15 protein-coding genes are annotated in these 14,967 nt (G+C 71.8%); 9 read left to right on the forward strand and 6 right to left on the reverse strand.

From position 1 onward, the window contains the following. Complete coding sequence (locus OG230_RS11330) at positions 1-2,079, forward strand: molybdopterin oxidoreductase family protein (protein WP_328910045.1); 2,079 nt, start codon at positions 1-3, stop codon at positions 2,077-2,079. A gap of 28 nt (positions 2,080-2,107) precedes the next feature. Here OG230_RS11330 and OG230_RS11335 read toward each other — a convergent pair whose 3' ends face one another. From OG230_RS11335 to OG230_RS11345, 3 genes are all read right to left on the reverse strand, one after another. Then, complete coding sequence (locus OG230_RS11335; protein ID WP_328910046.1) at positions 2,108-2,533, reverse strand: gamma-glutamylcyclotransferase family protein; 426 nt, start codon at positions 2,531-2,533, stop codon at positions 2,108-2,110. Then, positions 2,530-2,868, reverse strand: a complete 339-nt coding sequence (gene cutA, locus OG230_RS11340; RefSeq protein ID WP_328910047.1) for a divalent-cation tolerance protein CutA — start codon at positions 2,866-2,868, stop codon at positions 2,530-2,532. The genes OG230_RS11335 and cutA overlap by 4 nt, the downstream gene beginning before the upstream one ends. 62 nt (positions 2,869-2,930) lie before the next feature. Further along, positions 2,931-3,554, reverse strand: a complete 624-nt coding sequence (locus tag OG230_RS11345) for an NADPH-dependent FMN reductase (RefSeq protein ID WP_328910048.1) — start codon at positions 3,552-3,554, stop codon at positions 2,931-2,933. Between the two features lie 238 nt (positions 3,555-3,792). Between OG230_RS11345 and OG230_RS11350 the strand changes: the two genes are divergently transcribed. The 4 genes from OG230_RS11350 to OG230_RS11365 all read left to right on the forward strand — a co-directional run bounded on the left by OG230_RS11350 (position 3,793) and on the right by OG230_RS11365 (position 6,805). Then, positions 3,793-4,590: an aminotransferase class IV family protein gene (locus tag OG230_RS11350; RefSeq protein ID WP_328910049.1), complete on the forward strand. Its 798-nt coding sequence runs from the start codon at positions 3,793-3,795 to the stop codon at positions 4,588-4,590. A 14-nt stretch (positions 4,591-4,604) separates the two neighbouring features. After that, complete coding sequence (locus OG230_RS11355) at positions 4,605-5,084, forward strand: DUF5990 family protein (protein WP_328910050.1); 480 nt, start codon at positions 4,605-4,607, stop codon at positions 5,082-5,084. A gap of 416 nt (positions 5,085-5,500) precedes the next feature. Then, positions 5,501-6,058 (forward strand): hypothetical protein, encoded by a 558-nt coding sequence (locus tag OG230_RS11360; protein ID WP_328910051.1) that lies wholly within the window; start codon positions 5,501-5,503, stop codon positions 6,056-6,058. A gap of 114 nt (positions 6,059-6,172) precedes the next feature. After that, positions 6,173-6,805: a class F sortase gene (locus OG230_RS11365; protein WP_328910052.1), complete on the forward strand. Its 633-nt coding sequence runs from the start codon at positions 6,173-6,175 to the stop codon at positions 6,803-6,805. A gap of 12 nt (positions 6,806-6,817) precedes the next feature. On the opposite strand, the gene OG230_RS11370 is transcribed toward OG230_RS11365, so the two are convergent. Further along, positions 6,818-7,609, reverse strand: a complete 792-nt coding sequence (locus tag OG230_RS11370) for a sulfite exporter TauE/SafE family protein (protein WP_328910053.1) — start codon at positions 7,607-7,609, stop codon at positions 6,818-6,820. A gap of 139 nt (positions 7,610-7,748) precedes the next feature. Here OG230_RS11370 and OG230_RS11375 point away from each other — a divergent pair, with 139 nt between their 5' ends. The 4 genes from OG230_RS11375 to OG230_RS11390 all read left to right on the forward strand — a co-directional run bounded on the left by OG230_RS11375 (position 7,749) and on the right by OG230_RS11390 (position 13,238). Further along, positions 7,749-8,996 (forward strand): NAD(P)/FAD-dependent oxidoreductase, encoded by a 1,248-nt coding sequence (locus tag OG230_RS11375; protein ID WP_328910054.1) that lies wholly within the window; start codon positions 7,749-7,751, stop codon positions 8,994-8,996. Position 8,997: 1 nt separating this feature from the next. Then, positions 8,998-11,583, forward strand: coding sequence for a nitrite reductase large subunit NirB (nirB, locus tag OG230_RS11380; protein WP_328910055.1), 2,586 nt, complete (start codon positions 8,998-9,000; stop codon positions 11,581-11,583). Continuing rightward, entirely contained in the window at positions 11,583-11,951 is a 369-nt protein-coding gene (nirD, locus tag OG230_RS11385) for a nitrite reductase small subunit NirD (protein WP_328910056.1), read from the forward strand. The genes nirB and nirD overlap by 1 nt, the downstream gene beginning before the upstream one ends. Before the next feature lie 120 nt (positions 11,952-12,071). Further along, complete coding sequence (locus OG230_RS11390) at positions 12,072-13,238, forward strand: alkaline phosphatase PhoX (protein WP_328910057.1); 1,167 nt, start codon at positions 12,072-12,074, stop codon at positions 13,236-13,238. 25 nt (positions 13,239-13,263) lie between these two features. Here OG230_RS11390 and OG230_RS11395 read toward each other — a convergent pair whose 3' ends face one another. Both OG230_RS11395 and OG230_RS11400 read right to left on the reverse strand, forming a co-directional pair. Continuing rightward, positions 13,264-13,674: a VOC family protein gene (locus tag OG230_RS11395; RefSeq protein ID WP_328910058.1), complete on the reverse strand. Its 411-nt coding sequence runs from the start codon at positions 13,672-13,674 to the stop codon at positions 13,264-13,266. A gap of 161 nt (positions 13,675-13,835) precedes the next feature. Then, a complete protein-coding gene (locus OG230_RS11400) occupies positions 13,836-14,840 on the reverse strand; it encodes an ArsR/SmtB family transcription factor (RefSeq protein ID WP_328910059.1) in 1,005 nt (334 codons plus the stop codon). Between the last annotated feature and the right edge of the window lie 127 nt (positions 14,841-14,967).

Below are 14,967 nucleotides of genomic sequence, written 5' to 3' on the forward strand. Positions count from 1 at the left end.
ATGGCCCGCACCGAGACGTCCACCCACTGCCCGTACTGCGCCCTGCAGTGCGGGATGAATCTGCGACCGGTCACCGATGGCACGGTGGTCGAGGTCGTGGAGCGTACCGACTTCCCCGTCAACCGGGGAGCCCTGTGCGGCAAGGGCCGGACCGCGCCCGCCGTGCTCTCCTCGGCGGTCCGGCTGACCGAGCCGCTCGTACGGAACGCCGCGAGCGGTGAGCTGGAACCGGCCGGCTGGGACGAGGCCCTGGAACGGATCGCGGACGGGCTGCGCGGGACGCGGGCGGCGCACGGGGCGGATGCCGTGGGCGTGTTCGGCGGGGGCGGACTGACCAACGAGAAGGCGTACACGCTCGGGAAGTTCGCCCGGGTGGTGCTCGCCACCTCGCAGATCGACTACAACGGCCGCTTCTGCATGTCGTCGGCGGCTGCCGCGCACCAGCGGGCCTTCGGCCTCGACCGCGGGCTGCCTTTCCCCCTGGAGGACATCCCCCGCACCGGGTGCGTGATCCTCGTCGGCTCGAATCCCGCCGAGACGATGCCGCCCGCGCTGCGCTATCTGACCGAGCTGCGCGAGAACGGCGGCAAGCTGATCGTGATCGATCCGCGCCGCACCAGGACCGCCGAGCAGGCGGACCTCCATCTTGCCCCGAGGCCCGGCACCGATCTGGCGCTCGCGCTCGGCATGCTGCATCTGGTGGTGGCCGACGGCCGGGTGGACGAGGAGTTCATCGGCTCCCGTACGAGCGGCTGGGACGAGGCCAGGGCCGGGGTGATGGCGCACTGGCCCGAGCTGGTCGAACGCATCACCGGGGTGCCGGTGCCGCAGCTGCGCGAAGCCGTGGAGATGTTCTGCGGGGCGGAGACCGGCATGGTGCTGACCGCCCGCGGCCCCGAGCAGCAGGCGAAGGGCACCGACACCGTGGGGGCCTGGATCAACCTCTGTCTGGCCACCGGCCGGGCCGGACGCCCACTGTCCGGCTACGGCTGTCTGACGGGCCAGGGCAACGGACAGGGGGGCCGCGAGCACGGCCAGAAGGCCGACCAGCTGCCCGGCTACCGCAAGCTCACCGATCCGGCGGCGCGCCGCCATGTGGCCGGGGTGTGGGGCGTGGACCCCGACTCGCTGCCGGGGCCGGGCCGCAGCGCGTACGAGCTGCTCGACGCGCTGGGCCGGGACGTGAAGGCGCTGCTGGTGATGGGGTCCAATCCCGTCGTCTCCGCACCGCGCGCCGGGCACGTCGAGGAGCGGCTGCGGTCGCTGGACTTCCTGGCGGTCGCGGACGTGGTGCTGTCGGAGACGGCGGCCCTGGCCGACGTGGTGCTGCCCGTGACGCAGTGGGCGGAGGAGAGCGGGACCACGACCAATCTGGAGGGCCGGGTCCTGCTGCGGCAGCGGGCGGTGACCGCTCCGCAGGGCGTACGCAGCGATCTGGAGGTGCTGCACGGCCTGGCCGCGCTCCTCGGGCACGGCAAGGGCTTCCCGGTCGAACCGATGGAGGTCTTCGACGAGCTGCGGCGGGCCTCGGCCGGCGGTCCCGCCGACTACGCGGGCATCACCTACGACCGGATCCTGGCCGAGGACGGCGTGTTCTGGCCCTGCCCGGACGAGGAGCACGCCGGTACGCCGCGGCTGTTCCTGGACCGGTTCGCCACGGACGACGGGCGGGCCAGGTTCGTCGCCGTGACGCACCGCCCGGCCGCGGAGGAGACGGACGAGGAGTACCCGGTGGTGCTGACGACCGGGCGGGTCGTCTCCCAGTACCAGTCGGGGGCGCAGACCCGGCGGGTGGCCGAGCTGAACGCGGCGGCGCCCGGTCCGTTCGTGGAGCTGCATCCCCGGCTCGCGGAGCGGATCGGGGTCGCCGAGGGCGAGCCGGTCGCGGTCACCTCCCGGCGGGGGCGGGCGGTGGCGCCTGCCCGGATCACCGTGGCGATCAGGCAGGACACCGTGTTCATGCCGTTCCACTGGGCGGGCGAGGGCCGGGCCAACACACTGACGAACCCGGCTCTCGACCCGGTGTCGCGGATGCCCGAGTTCAAGGTGTGCGCGGTGCGGGTGGAACCCGCCGGGTGAGAGCCCGGCGTGATCCGGACGAACGACCTCAGGAGCCGCCGGCCGGTCCGGGCCAGCGCCCGCCGGGGATCGGAGTGCCGCCCGCTCCCAGGGAGCGGGTGACGGCGGCTCCGGCGAGGTAGACCCAGGCGGAGGCCGTGGCCGCTTCCACCCGGACGTCCCTGGCCACCCGCTCGTACAGATTGCGCGGGTGGCCGGGGCCGAGGTACTGCTCCAGATCGTCGAGCAGTCCGAGCAGTTCCCCGTACGCACCGGGCGCGGGGGTGATGAGCGCGCCGTGGACCGTGCCGCGGCCCTCGACGGCGTACGGGTAGCCGGGGCCTTCGTAGAGGAGCGCGTCCGGCAGCAGGGCCGGCTGCTCCGCCGCCGTACGGCCCCGGAGGAACCGGTCGTGGTTGCGCCGGCCCGGCAGCAGCGTGCCGTAGACGAAGAACGGCAGTTCGCCGGTGGTCACAGCGCTACGACGGGTGCGGTCTGTGCCGTCACCCAGGCGAGGTAGCGGGCACTTCCGCGCACCACGGGTGTCGCGATGATCTCCGGGGTGTCGTAGTCGTGCACGGCCTCGATGTGCTCCTCCAGCTCCTCGTACCGCTCGGCCGTGGTCTTGAGCAGCACCTGCCACTCCTCGGTGGACTCGATGGCGTTGTGCCACCGGTAGACGGAGGTGACGGGTGCGGAGACCTGCGCGCAGGCGGCCAGCCGGGCCTCCACCGCGCTCCGGGCCAGGGACCGGGCCTTCTCCTCACTGTCCGTCGTGGTCAGTACGGTCAGCCATGCCGGCTCGGTCATGTGCGGGCTCCTCGGGAGTGCGTACGAAAAGCGGTCTCCCTGGATTGTCGGCCGGGACGGGTTCAGGCGCTGTACGGACGGCGCACCTTGGCCTCGCGCAGTGCGTGCGCCCACCAGACCAGCTGGTCGAGCATCGCCTTGGCCGCCGCGTCGGGGGCCGCCGGGTCCTTGTGACGGCCCTCGTCGTCGAAATGGGCACCGGCGTTGTGGAAGGAGACCGTGTCCCGGACCGAGACGGCGTGCAGTTCGGCGAAGACCTGCCGGAGCTGTTCGACGGCCCGGAGACCGCCGGAGATCCCGCCGTACGAGACGAAGGCGACGGGCTTGGCCTGCCATTCGTCGCGGTACCAGTCGATGAGGTTCTTGAGCGGGGCCGGGAAGGAGTGGTTGTACTCGGGGGTCAGGACGACGAAGGCGTCGGCCTCGGCCAACCTCGGCATGACCCGCGCGAGTTGGGCCTGCTCGGTCGGGCCGGGGCGGAAGGAGAGGGCGATCGGCAGGTCCAGCTCGCCGACATCGATCAGTTCGGTCTCGATGTCGGGGTGGCGGGCCGCCCTGGAGAGGAACCAGTCGGCGACGACCGGGCCGAAGCGCCCTTCGCGGTTGCTGCCGAGGATGACGGCCACCTTGAGCGGTGCGGAGGCGAGGGCGGCGGTGGATGCGGGTGCGGAAGTGGTGAGGTCCATGCCCAGAGGCTCGCGCCTCAAGCATGGTTGAGGTCAAGCCCACCGCGCCCCTAGGGTCTTTCGTTTGGATCAGGCCGGATCAGGGAGCGGGGTCTGGTGTGGGCAGCTGCAAGGCGGAGGAGGGAGTCGACGCGGAGCGTCGGCGACCGACGACAACGCCGCAGATGCGCGCGCCAGGGCACGCGAGCCCGGCATGGTCCAAACGAAAGGCCCTAGTTCCGCGGCATACGGTGGAGGCATGACAACTCCCGCGCAGACGCCGTACGTCGAGGTCAACGGGCACCCGGCCACCGAGGAGGACCTTCGGGTGGCCGCCTTCTTCGCCTACGGGCACTTCACGGCCATGCAGATCAGGGACGGAAAGGTGCGCGGCCTGGATCTGCACCTGGGCCGGCTCGACGCCGCGAACCGGGAGCTCTTCGGCCTTCCGCTGGACGGCGGGCAGGTGCGCGAGCTGATCGGGCACGCACTCGACGGCGCCGGGGCCGCGGACGGCTCCGTGCGGGTGCACGGCCTCCTGCCGCCGGGCGACACGGCGACGACGCTGATGGTGACGGTGCGGGAACCCGCGTGGGCGGCCACCGCCCCGAGGAGCCTGATGTCCGTCCCGTACGCCCGCGTGGTGCCGCACATCAAGCGCCCCGGCGAGTTCGGCCAGACCTACTACGGACAGCTCGCGGTACGGTCCGGCTTCGACGACGCGCTGCTGACCGCGCCCGGCGGAGTGATCACCGAGGGCGCCGTCACCAACATCGGCTTCTGGGACGGCACATCGGTGGTCTGGCCGGACGCACCGGCCCTGACCGGCATCACCATGGCGCTCCTGGAGCGGGGGCTCGGCGCGACCGGCTCGGTGCGGCGGCCGGTGACGCTGGAGGACCTGGGGGCGTACCGGGCGGCGTTCCTCACCAACTCGCAGGGGATCTCCCCCGTCCACCGGATCGACGACGTCTCCTTCGAGGTCGACGAGGAGCTGATGGGCCGGATCGGGAAGGTGTACGAGGACGCCCCCTGGGACACGGTCCGCGTCCGGTGACGCAGCATGGCCCCATGCAGATCCACATCGAAGCCTCCGCACTCCCCGGCCTCGCCTGCGGACCGGACAGCGACTTTCCCGGCTACGAGAACATCCATGTCGGTGTCCAGCGCAAGGACAGGCCGGGCGAGCTGCTCGGACTGCACCCCGGCGACGCCCCCTCCGCCGGCTGGACGCTGGACTGCGTCGCCGCGCCCGGGGAGGAGGGCGTGGAGGTGTCGGGGCCGTACGTGCAGAACCGGCTCGGCGGGCGCTTCGTCTATCTGTCCTGGGGCACGGTCGACGGGGCCGGGCTCTTCTCCATGTTCCGGCGGGCCAAGCTGATGTTCGCCGACATCGATCCGGCGGTCCTCGACGCGGCCGTGCGGACCGGGCACCTCACCGCGCGGCTCGCGCTGACCGACGGGAAGGGACAGCCCCTGTGCGGCCGGATCCGCCCGCCGTCCATCGAGTGGACCGCCACGGACGGCGCCCAGGGAGCCTCCGCGACGTAACGCCGCCGGAGGAGGAGACGTCGCGGACACCATCTCGGAGGTATCCGTACACGACACCGCCCCCACGGGCCCGGGGGGGGCGGGGCCGTGGGGGCGGTAGCCGTGGGGCGACGGCGGGGGGATGCCGTGTCCCGTGGGGGGTGAGATGCGTGTGCCCGCACCCCCGGGAGCCATTCCTGTGATGCCCGTCACATCTCACTGGTGGGCTCGTCACTCGATCGGCGCGGGCCCTCCCCCAGCCGACCGAACAGCCCAGTCACACCGCCACGACCTGCACCGACGTCCTGGGGCAAGGGTGCCGCGCCGGTCCGTACGGGTGAAAGCTGACCGGGCGTCAGCAGGCGTACGCCGCGGACCGCCCGTTATCTCGGAGGCAGGACACACCCGCTCGCGCCGTCTGCCCGGAGGAACCCCCCATGCGCAGTCCTGCCCGCCTCGTGACCGGTACCGCCGCCGCGGCGCTCACCGTCGCCGCGCTCGGCCTCACCCTCGCCACCCCGTCCGCGTACGCGGGAGACCTCGGCCGGCTGGAGATCACCCCGGCGACCGCGGCCCCCGGCTCCACGGTCACCGTGAACACCACCGCGTGCGGACCCGACGGATCGGGCATCGGCGACGCGAACTCCCTGGACGCCGGTGACTTCGAGCTGAGCACCGGTACCCACAAGGAGGTCGTGGTCGGCCGGTTCACCGTGCCGCACGACACCAAGCCCGGAACGTACGGCATCGGTGTCTCGTGCGACAACGGCAAGGAGGCCGGTGGAGACCTCGAGGTGATCGGGGGCAGCCGCCCCACGCCCGACCCCCTCAGGCCCGACCACAACCGGCCCGCCGGGCACGTCAGGACGGGCGTCGGCGGCAGCGTCGGGCCCGACACCACCCAGATCGCGGCGGGCGCCGGCGTCATCGCCGCGGCAGCCGTCGGCGGGGTGCTGCTGATGCGGCGCCGGGCGAACGGCACGCACGGCGACTGACCGGACGGACGGACACCCGCCCCGGCGGCCCCGTGCCGCCGGGGCGGCTGCTCCCCGTGCTCCGACCGCCCCTCCCGCCCGCTTCCCGCCCGCTCACTCCGCAAGGACGACGACGTGTCCCAGACGACACAGAAGGCCAAGGGCTGGCTGATAGGCATCGCCGTCCTGTGCGGTGTCTGGCTGATCCAGAACGGGTCCGACACCCTGCTGGTGCCACCCCAGCCGTCCACGGCCGAGTCCTTCGCCGCCGGCCCCCAGCTCCAGCCGGGCTCCCCCGTCGCCGAGCCGATGCGGCCGTCCGAACCGGTCCGCATCCGCATCCCCGCCATCGAGGTGGACGCGCCGATGATGCGGCTGGGACTGGGCAAGGACGGCAGCCTCGACGTACCGCCCGACGGGAACCGCAACATGGCCGGCTGGTTCAAGAACGGGACACCGCCCGGGGCCAAAGGCACCGCGATCGTCGCCGGTCATGTCGACAACGCGCAGGGCCCGTCCGTCTTCTACGCCCTCGGGGCGCTGAAGCGGGGGACGCGGGTCGAGATCGACCGCAAGGACGGTCGCACGGCCGTCTTCTCGATCGACGCGATCGAGGTGTACGAGAACGAGGACTTCCCCGACCAGCGGGTCTACGGCGCGTCGCCGCACGCCTCGCTGCGGCTGATCACCTGCGGCGGCGGATTCTCGGAGAAGACGGGCTACCAGGGCAACGTCGTGGCGTACGCGCACCTCACCGAGGTGCGCTGAGCGACTGCCCGGTCAGGCCGTCCACTGATCGAATCCGAGCTTGGCGACCAGCGAGAACACCACGACCAGCAGCACCCCGCGGACGAACTCGCTGCCCTTCCTGAGCGCCATCCGCGCCCCGAACATGCCGCCCGCCAGATTGAATACGGCCATCAGGGCGGCCAGCTGCCAGAGCACCGTGCCGTGGTAGGCGAACATCGCCAGCGCCCCGGCGTTCGTACAGACGTTGACGATCTTGGCGTTGGCGGAGGCGGTCACCAGGTCGAGGTGGAGCACGGCGGTCAGCGCGAGCACCAGGAAGGTGCCGGTGCCCGGCCCGAACAGCCCGTCGTAGAAGCCGATACCGCCGCCGACCAGGACGATCGCCGTGACGGTACGGGCCCGGGTAACCGTCCGGCCCGTGCCGTCCCCCGCCACCGCCGTACCGAACGAAGGACGCAGCAGCACGAAGGCCGCGACCCCGAGCAGCACCACCATGATCACCGGGCGGAGGACCTCGCTGCTGATCCCGGCGGCGAAGAACGCCCCGCCCATCGAGCCGGCCAGCGCCATGAGCCCGATCCGCACGGCCGTCTTCACCTGGACCGGTGCCTTGCGCAGATACGTCACGGCGGCGCCCGACGTGCCGACGATCGCGACCGCCTTGTTGGTGCCCAGGATGTGCGCGGCGGGCACCTGGGGCAGGCCCAGCAGCATCGCGGGCAGGAGCAGAAGCCCTCCCCCGCCCACCACCGCGTCGATCCAGCCGGCCGCCGCTGCGGCCAGGCAGAGGAGAACGAGGGTGGTCATGGTTATCTCGGGCATGATCCCGACCCTAAGCTCCGCCCGCGGGCCGGCCCGCACGCCCCCTCACACACTCCCCGGTACCGCGCTGAGCGCAAGGTTCCTCCCGGGAAACAGCGGGGATGCGGTCGGGTAACACCCGCCCCGCAGTCTCGACGTCATGAGGACACAGACGGAGAACGCGGCACGTGTGGTGGTGATCGGCGCCGGGATGGCGGGCGCGCGGCTCGCCGCCCGGGTCCCCGGTGTCACCGTCATCGGCGAGGAGGAGCACGCCCCGTACAACCGGGTGCTGCTGGCCGAGGTGCTGGCCGGACGGTACGCACCGGACGTGATCGCCCTGCCGCCCGCCGAGGTGCGGCGCGGGGTGCGGGTGGTGCGTATCGATCCGGCCGACCGGCTGGTGCACTGCGACGACGGCAGCGTCGTCCGGTACGGGCGCCTGGTGCTGGCCACCGGTTCCAACCCGGTCCTGCCGCCGTTGCGCGGTCTCGGGAACACGCTGCCCGACGGGGTCCACCCGTTCCGCACGCTGGACGACTGCCTGGCCCTGCGCGCGGCGGTACGTCCCGGCACGCGCGCCGTCGTCATCGGCGGCGGCCTCCTCGGGGTCTCCGCCGCCCGTGCGCTCGCCGAGTGCGGCGCCCAGGTGGTGCTGGCCCAGCAGGGCGAGCACCTCATGGAGCGGCAGCTGGACGCCGAGTCGGCCGGGCTGCTGCGGCGCCACCTCGAAGCCCTCGGGGTCGAGGTGCACACCGAGTGCCGCGTCCGCGGTCTGCGCTGCACCGACTCCGCGGTACGCGCCGTGGAGCTCGCCGACGGCTACGAGCTGGAGGCCGAGATCACGGTGCTGGCCTGCGGGGTCCGCCCCCGTACGGGGCTGGCGCTCGCCGCCGGTCTCGACGTCCGCAAGGGCATCGTCGTGGACGACGAGATGCGTACCTCCGACCCGTACATCCACGCGGTCGGCGACTGCGCCGAGCACGACTCGACCGTCTACGGGCTGGCGGGCGCCGCGCTGGAACAGGCGGACGTGGTGGCCGAGGTACTGGCCGGCCGGCCGGCCCGCTACACCGGCACCCGGGCCCTGACCCGGCTGACCCTGCGCTCCCCCGCTCCGGCGCTCGCCGCCGCGGTCCCTGCCGCCCCCGCCCCCGTCACCGGGGCGCTCGACCTGGCCGCGTTCGGCGACTCCCGTCCGCTGCCCGGCGACGACGTGATCCGGCTGGCCGACGCCACCAAGGGCGCCTACCGCTCGGTCGTCGTCCGCGGCGACCGGCTGGCGGGCGGGGTGCTGTTCGGCGATCTGGGTGCGGTCGGCACCCTCGCCCGCACCTGGCAGAACGACGAACCGCTTCCCGCCGACATGTCCCTGCTCCACCTGCTCACCAACGACGGAGGTCTCTGAGATGCCGGTGCCCACTTCCCCGAACACTCCCGCCGCAGGAGTGCCGACGATCGTGGTCGTCGGGCACGGCATGGTCGGCCAGCGGTTCCTGGAGGCACTCGCCGACCGCGGACTGACCGCCGCCGCGGGCACCGCCCGGGTCGTCGTGCTCTGCGAGGAGCCGCGCCCGGCGTACGACAGGGTCCAGCTCACCTCGTACTTCTCCGGGAAGACCCCGGACGACCTGTCGCTCGTCGAGCCGGACTTCATGGAGCGGCACGGCATCGAGCTGTACCTCGGCGACCCGGCCGAGACCGTCGACCGCGAGGCGCGCCGGGTGGTCTCCCGCTCCGGGCTGACGTTCGCGTACGACACGCTGGTCCTGGCCACCGGCTCGTACCCCTTCGTGCCGCCGGTCCCCGGCAAGGACGCCGAAGGCTGCTTCGTCTACCGCACCATCGAGGACCTCCTCGCGATCGAGGAGTACGCGAAGACGGCCACGACGGGCGCGGTGGTCGGCGGCGGGCTGCTGGGCCTGGAGGCTGCCGGAGCACTGAAGGGACTCGGACTCGACACGCACGTCGTGGAGTTCGCACCCCGGCTGATGCCGGTCCAGGTCGACGCGGGCGGCGGCGCCGCCCTGCTGCGCACCATCGAGAACATGGGCCTCACCGTCCACACGGGCGTCGGAACGCAGGAGGTCACCGCGGGCGAGAGCGGTGCCGTGAACGGCATGTCCCTCTCCGACGGCTCCTCCCTCGCCACGGACCTCGTGGTCTTCTCGGCGGGGGTACGGCCCCGGGACCAGCTGGCCCGCGACTGCGGCCTGGCGGTCGGCCAGCGCGGCGGCATCATCGTCGACGAGGAGTGCCGTACGTCCGACAGCGACGTGTTCGCGATCGGCGAGTGCGCCCTGGCCTCCGACGGCCGGGTGTACGGGCTGGTGGCGCCGGGCTACGAGATGGCGCAGACGGTCGCCGGGGTGATCGCGGGCGAGACGGCCTCGTTCACCGGCGCCGACCTGTCGACCAAGCTGAAGCTGCTCGGTGTGGACGTGGCCTCGTTCGGCGACGCGCACGGCGCGGCCGAGGGCTGCCTCGACGTCGTCTACTCGGACTCCCGCTCGGGCGTCTACAAGAAGCTGGTGATCGGCCAGGACGGCACGCTGCTGGGCGGGGTGCTCGTCGGGGACGCCGACCAGTACGGCACGCTGCGGCCGATGACCGGCACGGTCCTGCCCGTGGCGCCGGAGCAGCTGGTGCTGCCCGCGGGCGCGGGCGGTCCGGTCACGCTGGGCCCGTCCTCGCTGCCGGACGACGCGGTGATCTGCTCCTGCCACAACGTCACCAAGGGCGCGATCTGCGAGCACACCACCCTGCCCGAGGTGAAGAAGTGCACCAAGGCGGGTACCGGCTGCGGGAGTTGCGTCAAGGTCATCGGCCAGCTGCTCCCGCAGAGCGCCGACAAGGGCCTGTGCGGCTGCTTCTCGTACACCCGCAGCGAGCTGTACGAGATCGTGCGGACGCTGGGCACCACCTCGTACGCGGACCTCCTCGACTCGCACGGCCGGCCGGCGGCGCGCGGCGGGGACGGCTGCGAGATCTGCAAGCCGACGGTCGGTTCGATCATCGCCTCGCTGGCGCCCACGCTCGGCGCGAGCGGCTATGTGCTGGACGGCGAGCAGGCGGCCCTCCAGGACACCAACGACCACTTCCTGGCCAACCTCCAGCGCAACGGCTCGTACTCGATCGTGCCGCGCATCCCGGGCGGCGAGATCACCCCCGAGAAGCTCATCGTCATCGGCGAGGTGGCCCGGGACTTCGGGCTCTACACGAAGATCACCGGCGGACAGCGCATCGACATGTTCGGCGCCCGGGTCGACCAGCTGCCGCTGATCTGGACCCGGCTCGTGGACGCGGGCTTCGAGTCGGGACACGCGTACGGGAAGTCGCTGCGGACGGTCAAGTCCTGTGTGGGGCAGACCTGGTGCCGCTACGGCGTGCAGGACTCCGTGAAGATGGCCATCGATCTGGAGCTGCGCTACCGGGGCCTGCGCTCCCCGCACAAGCTGAAGTCCGCGGTCTCGGGCTGCGCCCGCGAGTGCGCCGAGGCGCGCGGCAAGGACTTCGGGATCATCGCCACGGCCAACGGATGGAACCTGTACGTCGGCGGCAACGGCGGCGCCGAACCGCGCCACGCGGACCTGCTGGCCCAGGACCTCTCGGACGCCGAACTGGTGCGCCTCATCGACCGGTTCCTGATGTTCTACATCCGTACGGCGGAGCGGCTGGAGCGCACCTCGACCTGGCTGGACCGGATCGAGGGCGGCCTCGACCACGTCCGGGACGTCGTGGTCCACGACTCGCTGGGCATCTGCGCGGAGCTGGAACGGCTGATGAGCGACCACGTCGCCGGCTACCGCGACGAGTGGGCCGAGACCATCAACGACCCCGAGCGGCTGCGCCGCTTCGTCACCTTCGTCAACGCACCCGACGCACCCGACCCCTCGGTGAGGTTCGTCCCCGAACGGGATCAGGTCAAGCCCGACCTGGACATCCTCGCGGGGCCCGTGCTCGCCATCCGCACGCTTGAAGGGACCGCCTCCTGATGACCGTACAGACGGCACTGACGACCGAGCAGGCGCAGGACACCCGGGTGATCCGACTCGCCCACGGGGAGGACTGGTTCACGGTCTGCGAGCGCTCGCTGCTGACCCCGGGCCGCGGCGTCGCGGCCCTCCTCCCGGACGGCCGTCAGGTCGCCCTCTTCATGGACCGGTCGGGTCAGGCGTACGCGATCGACAACCGCGATCCGTTCACCGGTGCGTACGTCCTCTCGCGGGGCCTGGTCGGCTCCGCGGCCGGCCGGCCGTTCGTCGCCTCGCCCCTGCTGAAGCAGCGCTTCGATCTGGCGACGGGGGCCTGCCTGGACGACGACGAGGTCTCCGTGCCGGTCTTCGGGGTACGGGCGGACTGACCGCATGCGCGGGCCGTTCACTCTTTGTTGTGCTCCCGTCAATTGCATGGCTCTACTGTCCTGACGCGCGACCCGCCGCCCGACCGGACGGCGGGCCCTCACGTCACCTGTGGAGTGATCGTGGAACGTCGGACCTTTCTGCGCACAGCGGTGATCGGCACCTCGGCGGCAGCCTTCGGCGGCACCCTGTGGAGGGGCGCCGCCTTCGCCGCCCCGGCCCAGCCCGGCCCCGGCCCGTACGGCGCGCTGCAGCCGGCCAACGCCAACGGCATCCTGCTACCCAGCGGCTTCACCAGCAGAATCATCGCCCGCTCGGGTCAGACCGTCGCCGGAACCTCGTACACCTGGCACAGCGCACCGGACGGCGGCGCCACCTTCGCCGACGGCAGCGGCTGGATCTACGTCTCCAACGCCGAGGTCTCCTCGGGCAGCGGCGGCGGCGCGAGTGCCGTCCGCTTCAACTCCGCGGGCACCGTCACCTCCGCCTCCCGCATCCTGTCCGGCACGAACAACAACTGCGCCGGCGGCCGTACCCCGTGGGACACCTGGCTGTCCTGCGAGGAGGTCAGCCGCGGATTCGTCTACGAGACCGACCCGTGGGGCGTCGACGCGGCCGTGCAGCGTCCCGCGCTGGGCCGCTTCAAGCACGAGGCGGCTGCCGCCGACGCGGACCACGGCTACATCTACCTCACCGAGGACGAGACGGACGGCCGCTTCTACCGCTTCCGTCCCACCACCTGGGGCAACCTGTCGAGCGGCACCCTGCAGGTGCTCGTGGCGGGTACCGGCACCTCGGGCCCGGTGACCTGGAGCAACGTCCCCGACCCGGACGGCTCGCCCACTCAGACCCGCTACCAGGTCTCCGGCGCCAAGGTCTTCAACGGCGGCGAGGGCTGCTTCTACGCGGCGGGCACGTGCTGGTTCACCACCAAGGGCGACAACCGGGTGTGGGCGTACGACGCCAACGCCTCCTCCCTGTCCCTCGCCTACGACGACTCGCTCGTCACCAGCGGCACGGCTCCCCTCACGGGCGTCGACAACGTCACCCGCTCGGGCTCCGGCGACCTCTACGTCGCGGAGGACGGCGGCAACATGGAGATCTGCCTGATCACGCCCGCCGGCACCATCGCCCCGTTCCTGCGGATCAGCGGACAGTCCGGCTCGGAGATCACCGGCCCGGCCTTCTCCCCCGACGGCACACGCCTCTACTTCTCCTCGCAGCGTGGCACGAGCGGGAGTTCGTCCGGTGGCATCACCTACGAGGTGACCGGGCCGTTCCGCAGCTAGCGTTCTCTCCGGTGGTGGTGGCAGGTCAGGACTGGCCTTCCACCGCCGCCGGGTCCATCCACATGACCTCCCAGACGTGGTGGTCGGGGTCCTGGAAGGAACGGCCGTACATGGTGCCGTAGTCCATGGGCTCGTTGGCGGGGAAGCCACCGGCGGCGAGCGCGGCGTCGGCGAGCTCGTCGACCTTCTCGCGGCTCTCCGCGCTCAGGCAGAGGATGACCTCCGTCGACTTCTCGGAGTCGGCGATCTCCTTTTTGGTGAACTCCTTGAACTTCGGCTCGGTGAGCAGCATGACGAAGATCGTGTCGCTGATGACCAGACAGGCGCTCGTCTCGTCACTGAACTGCGGGTTGGTGCTGTAACCGAGCTTCCCGAAGAAGCCCTTCGTCGTCTCCAGGTCCTTGACCGGCAGGTTCACGAAGATCATCTGAGGCATGACGTCCCACTCTTCCGTCTCGGCATTTTGTGGCGGTTCGTGGCGCCTTGTGCAGGCGCTTTCGAAGGTTAGACGAACGGGCCGCACGGAACTCATCGCTCTGCGGACAGGAAGTTTCCCCAAGAGGTCCTCCCGTCGAGGCCCGGGAGAGCGGCCGACCCTCAGGACAGGGCGAGCGGGGCGCCGCCCCTGAGCAGCGAGCCGCCCAGCGGTGTGAGCGTGTGCAGGACCGAGCTGCCGTGGCGCAGGGTGCGGACCAGGCCCGCTTCGCGCAGCACGCAGGCGTGCTGGCTCGCCGAGGCCATGGACACCCCGGCCCGGCGAGCGAGTTCGCTGGTCGTGCAGCCGTTGCCGATGGACCCGAGAACGGCCGAGCGGGTGTGCCCGAGGAGCCGGCCGAGCCAGGGGCCCGGTTCGGCGAAGGCGGGGGCGCCGGGGTGGGTGACCGGATAGACGAGGACGGGCATGAGCTGCGGGTCGCGGTAGACGACCGGGGTGCCGCGGCAGAAGAAGGAGGGCTGGAGCAGCAGCCCCCGGCCGTCCAGGCGCAGTTCGCGGTCGACCGGGTAGTCGGCCTCCAGGACGGGTGCCCGCCAGCGGATCATGGGCGGCAGGCCGGCGAGGAGTTCGTCGGCGCCCCCGTCGAGCAGGGCCCGGCCCCGGACGGCCCGGTCGGCCTCCACACTCGCCTGGACGTGCGGCCAGTACGGTTCGACGGCGGCGCGGTGGTAGCCGCGCAGGGCGGCGATGAGCCGGCCGAGCGGTTCGGCACGCCCTTCGGAGAGCGCGTCCAGCAGCGCCTCCGGCGACCGGCCGCCGTCCTGCCGCCCCCGCCCGGCCGCCAGTCGGGTCAGGTCACCGTGCAGCCGGCCGACGGGGGTGTCGCGCAGGGCCTCCATCCCGACGTCCAGCGAGAAGGGCTCGGAGCCCTGCTGGGAAGGCGTGAGAAAGTCCGGGAAATAGCCACGCGGCGGAACCACCGCGGCCAGCAGACGTGTTTCACCATTCAACCGGGTTCTGGATTCCGTACGCCATTTCCCGAACACCGTGGAACCACGCCGGTCCCGGAGCCGGTGAAAACTGAGAACGGTTTCCCATAATGCGTCCGGCCGCGTGGCCATCCGCACCTTGGAAAGGTCCGTTCCGGACACATGGATGCGCAGCACCGATCCCCCACCTGTTGCAACCGCAATCGCCCCGATCGAAGGGTATGCATACCGTCACACGACGTCACCACGGGGTTTCGGCCAGAGTTGAAACGTCTCGCTTGCATCCGCTTCACCCGAAAAGCTG

The organism is Streptomyces sp. NBC_00234 (assembly GCF_036195325.1).
Lineage (GTDB): Bacteria > Actinomycetota > Actinomycetes > Streptomycetales > Streptomycetaceae > Streptomyces.

What these genes read in the sequence shown, in the direction of transcription:
- nirD (WP_328910056.1), top strand. Translation starts at nt 11,583, where the DNA reads ATGACCGTACAGACGGCACTGACGACCGAGCAGGCGCAGGACACCCGG.
- OG230_RS11370 (WP_328910053.1), bottom strand. Translation starts at nt 7,609, where the DNA reads ATGCCCGAGATAACCATGACCACCCTCGTTCTCCTCTGCCTGGCCGCA.
- OG230_RS11350 (WP_328910049.1), top strand. Translation starts at nt 3,793, where the DNA reads ATGACAACTCCCGCGCAGACGCCGTACGTCGAGGTCAACGGGCACCCG.
- cutA (WP_328910047.1), bottom strand. Translation starts at nt 2,868, where the DNA reads ATGACCGAGCCGGCATGGCTGACCGTACTGACCACGACGGACAGTGAG.
- OG230_RS11330 (WP_328910045.1), top strand. Translation starts at nt 1, where the DNA reads ATGGCCCGCACCGAGACGTCCACCCACTGCCCGTACTGCGCCCTGCAG.
- OG230_RS11345 (WP_328910048.1), bottom strand. Translation starts at nt 3,554, where the DNA reads ATGGACCTCACCACTTCCGCACCCGCATCCACCGCCGCCCTCGCCTCC.
- OG230_RS11360 (WP_328910051.1), top strand. Translation starts at nt 5,501, where the DNA reads ATGCGCAGTCCTGCCCGCCTCGTGACCGGTACCGCCGCCGCGGCGCTC.
- nirB (WP_328910055.1), top strand. Translation starts at nt 8,998, where the DNA reads ATGCCGGTGCCCACTTCCCCGAACACTCCCGCCGCAGGAGTGCCGACG.
- OG230_RS11375 (WP_328910054.1), top strand. Translation starts at nt 7,749, where the DNA reads ATGAGGACACAGACGGAGAACGCGGCACGTGTGGTGGTGATCGGCGCC.
- OG230_RS11355 (WP_328910050.1), top strand. Translation starts at nt 4,605, where the DNA reads ATGCAGATCCACATCGAAGCCTCCGCACTCCCCGGCCTCGCCTGCGGA.
- OG230_RS11395 (WP_328910058.1), bottom strand. Translation starts at nt 13,674, where the DNA reads ATGCCTCAGATGATCTTCGTGAACCTGCCGGTCAAGGACCTGGAGACG.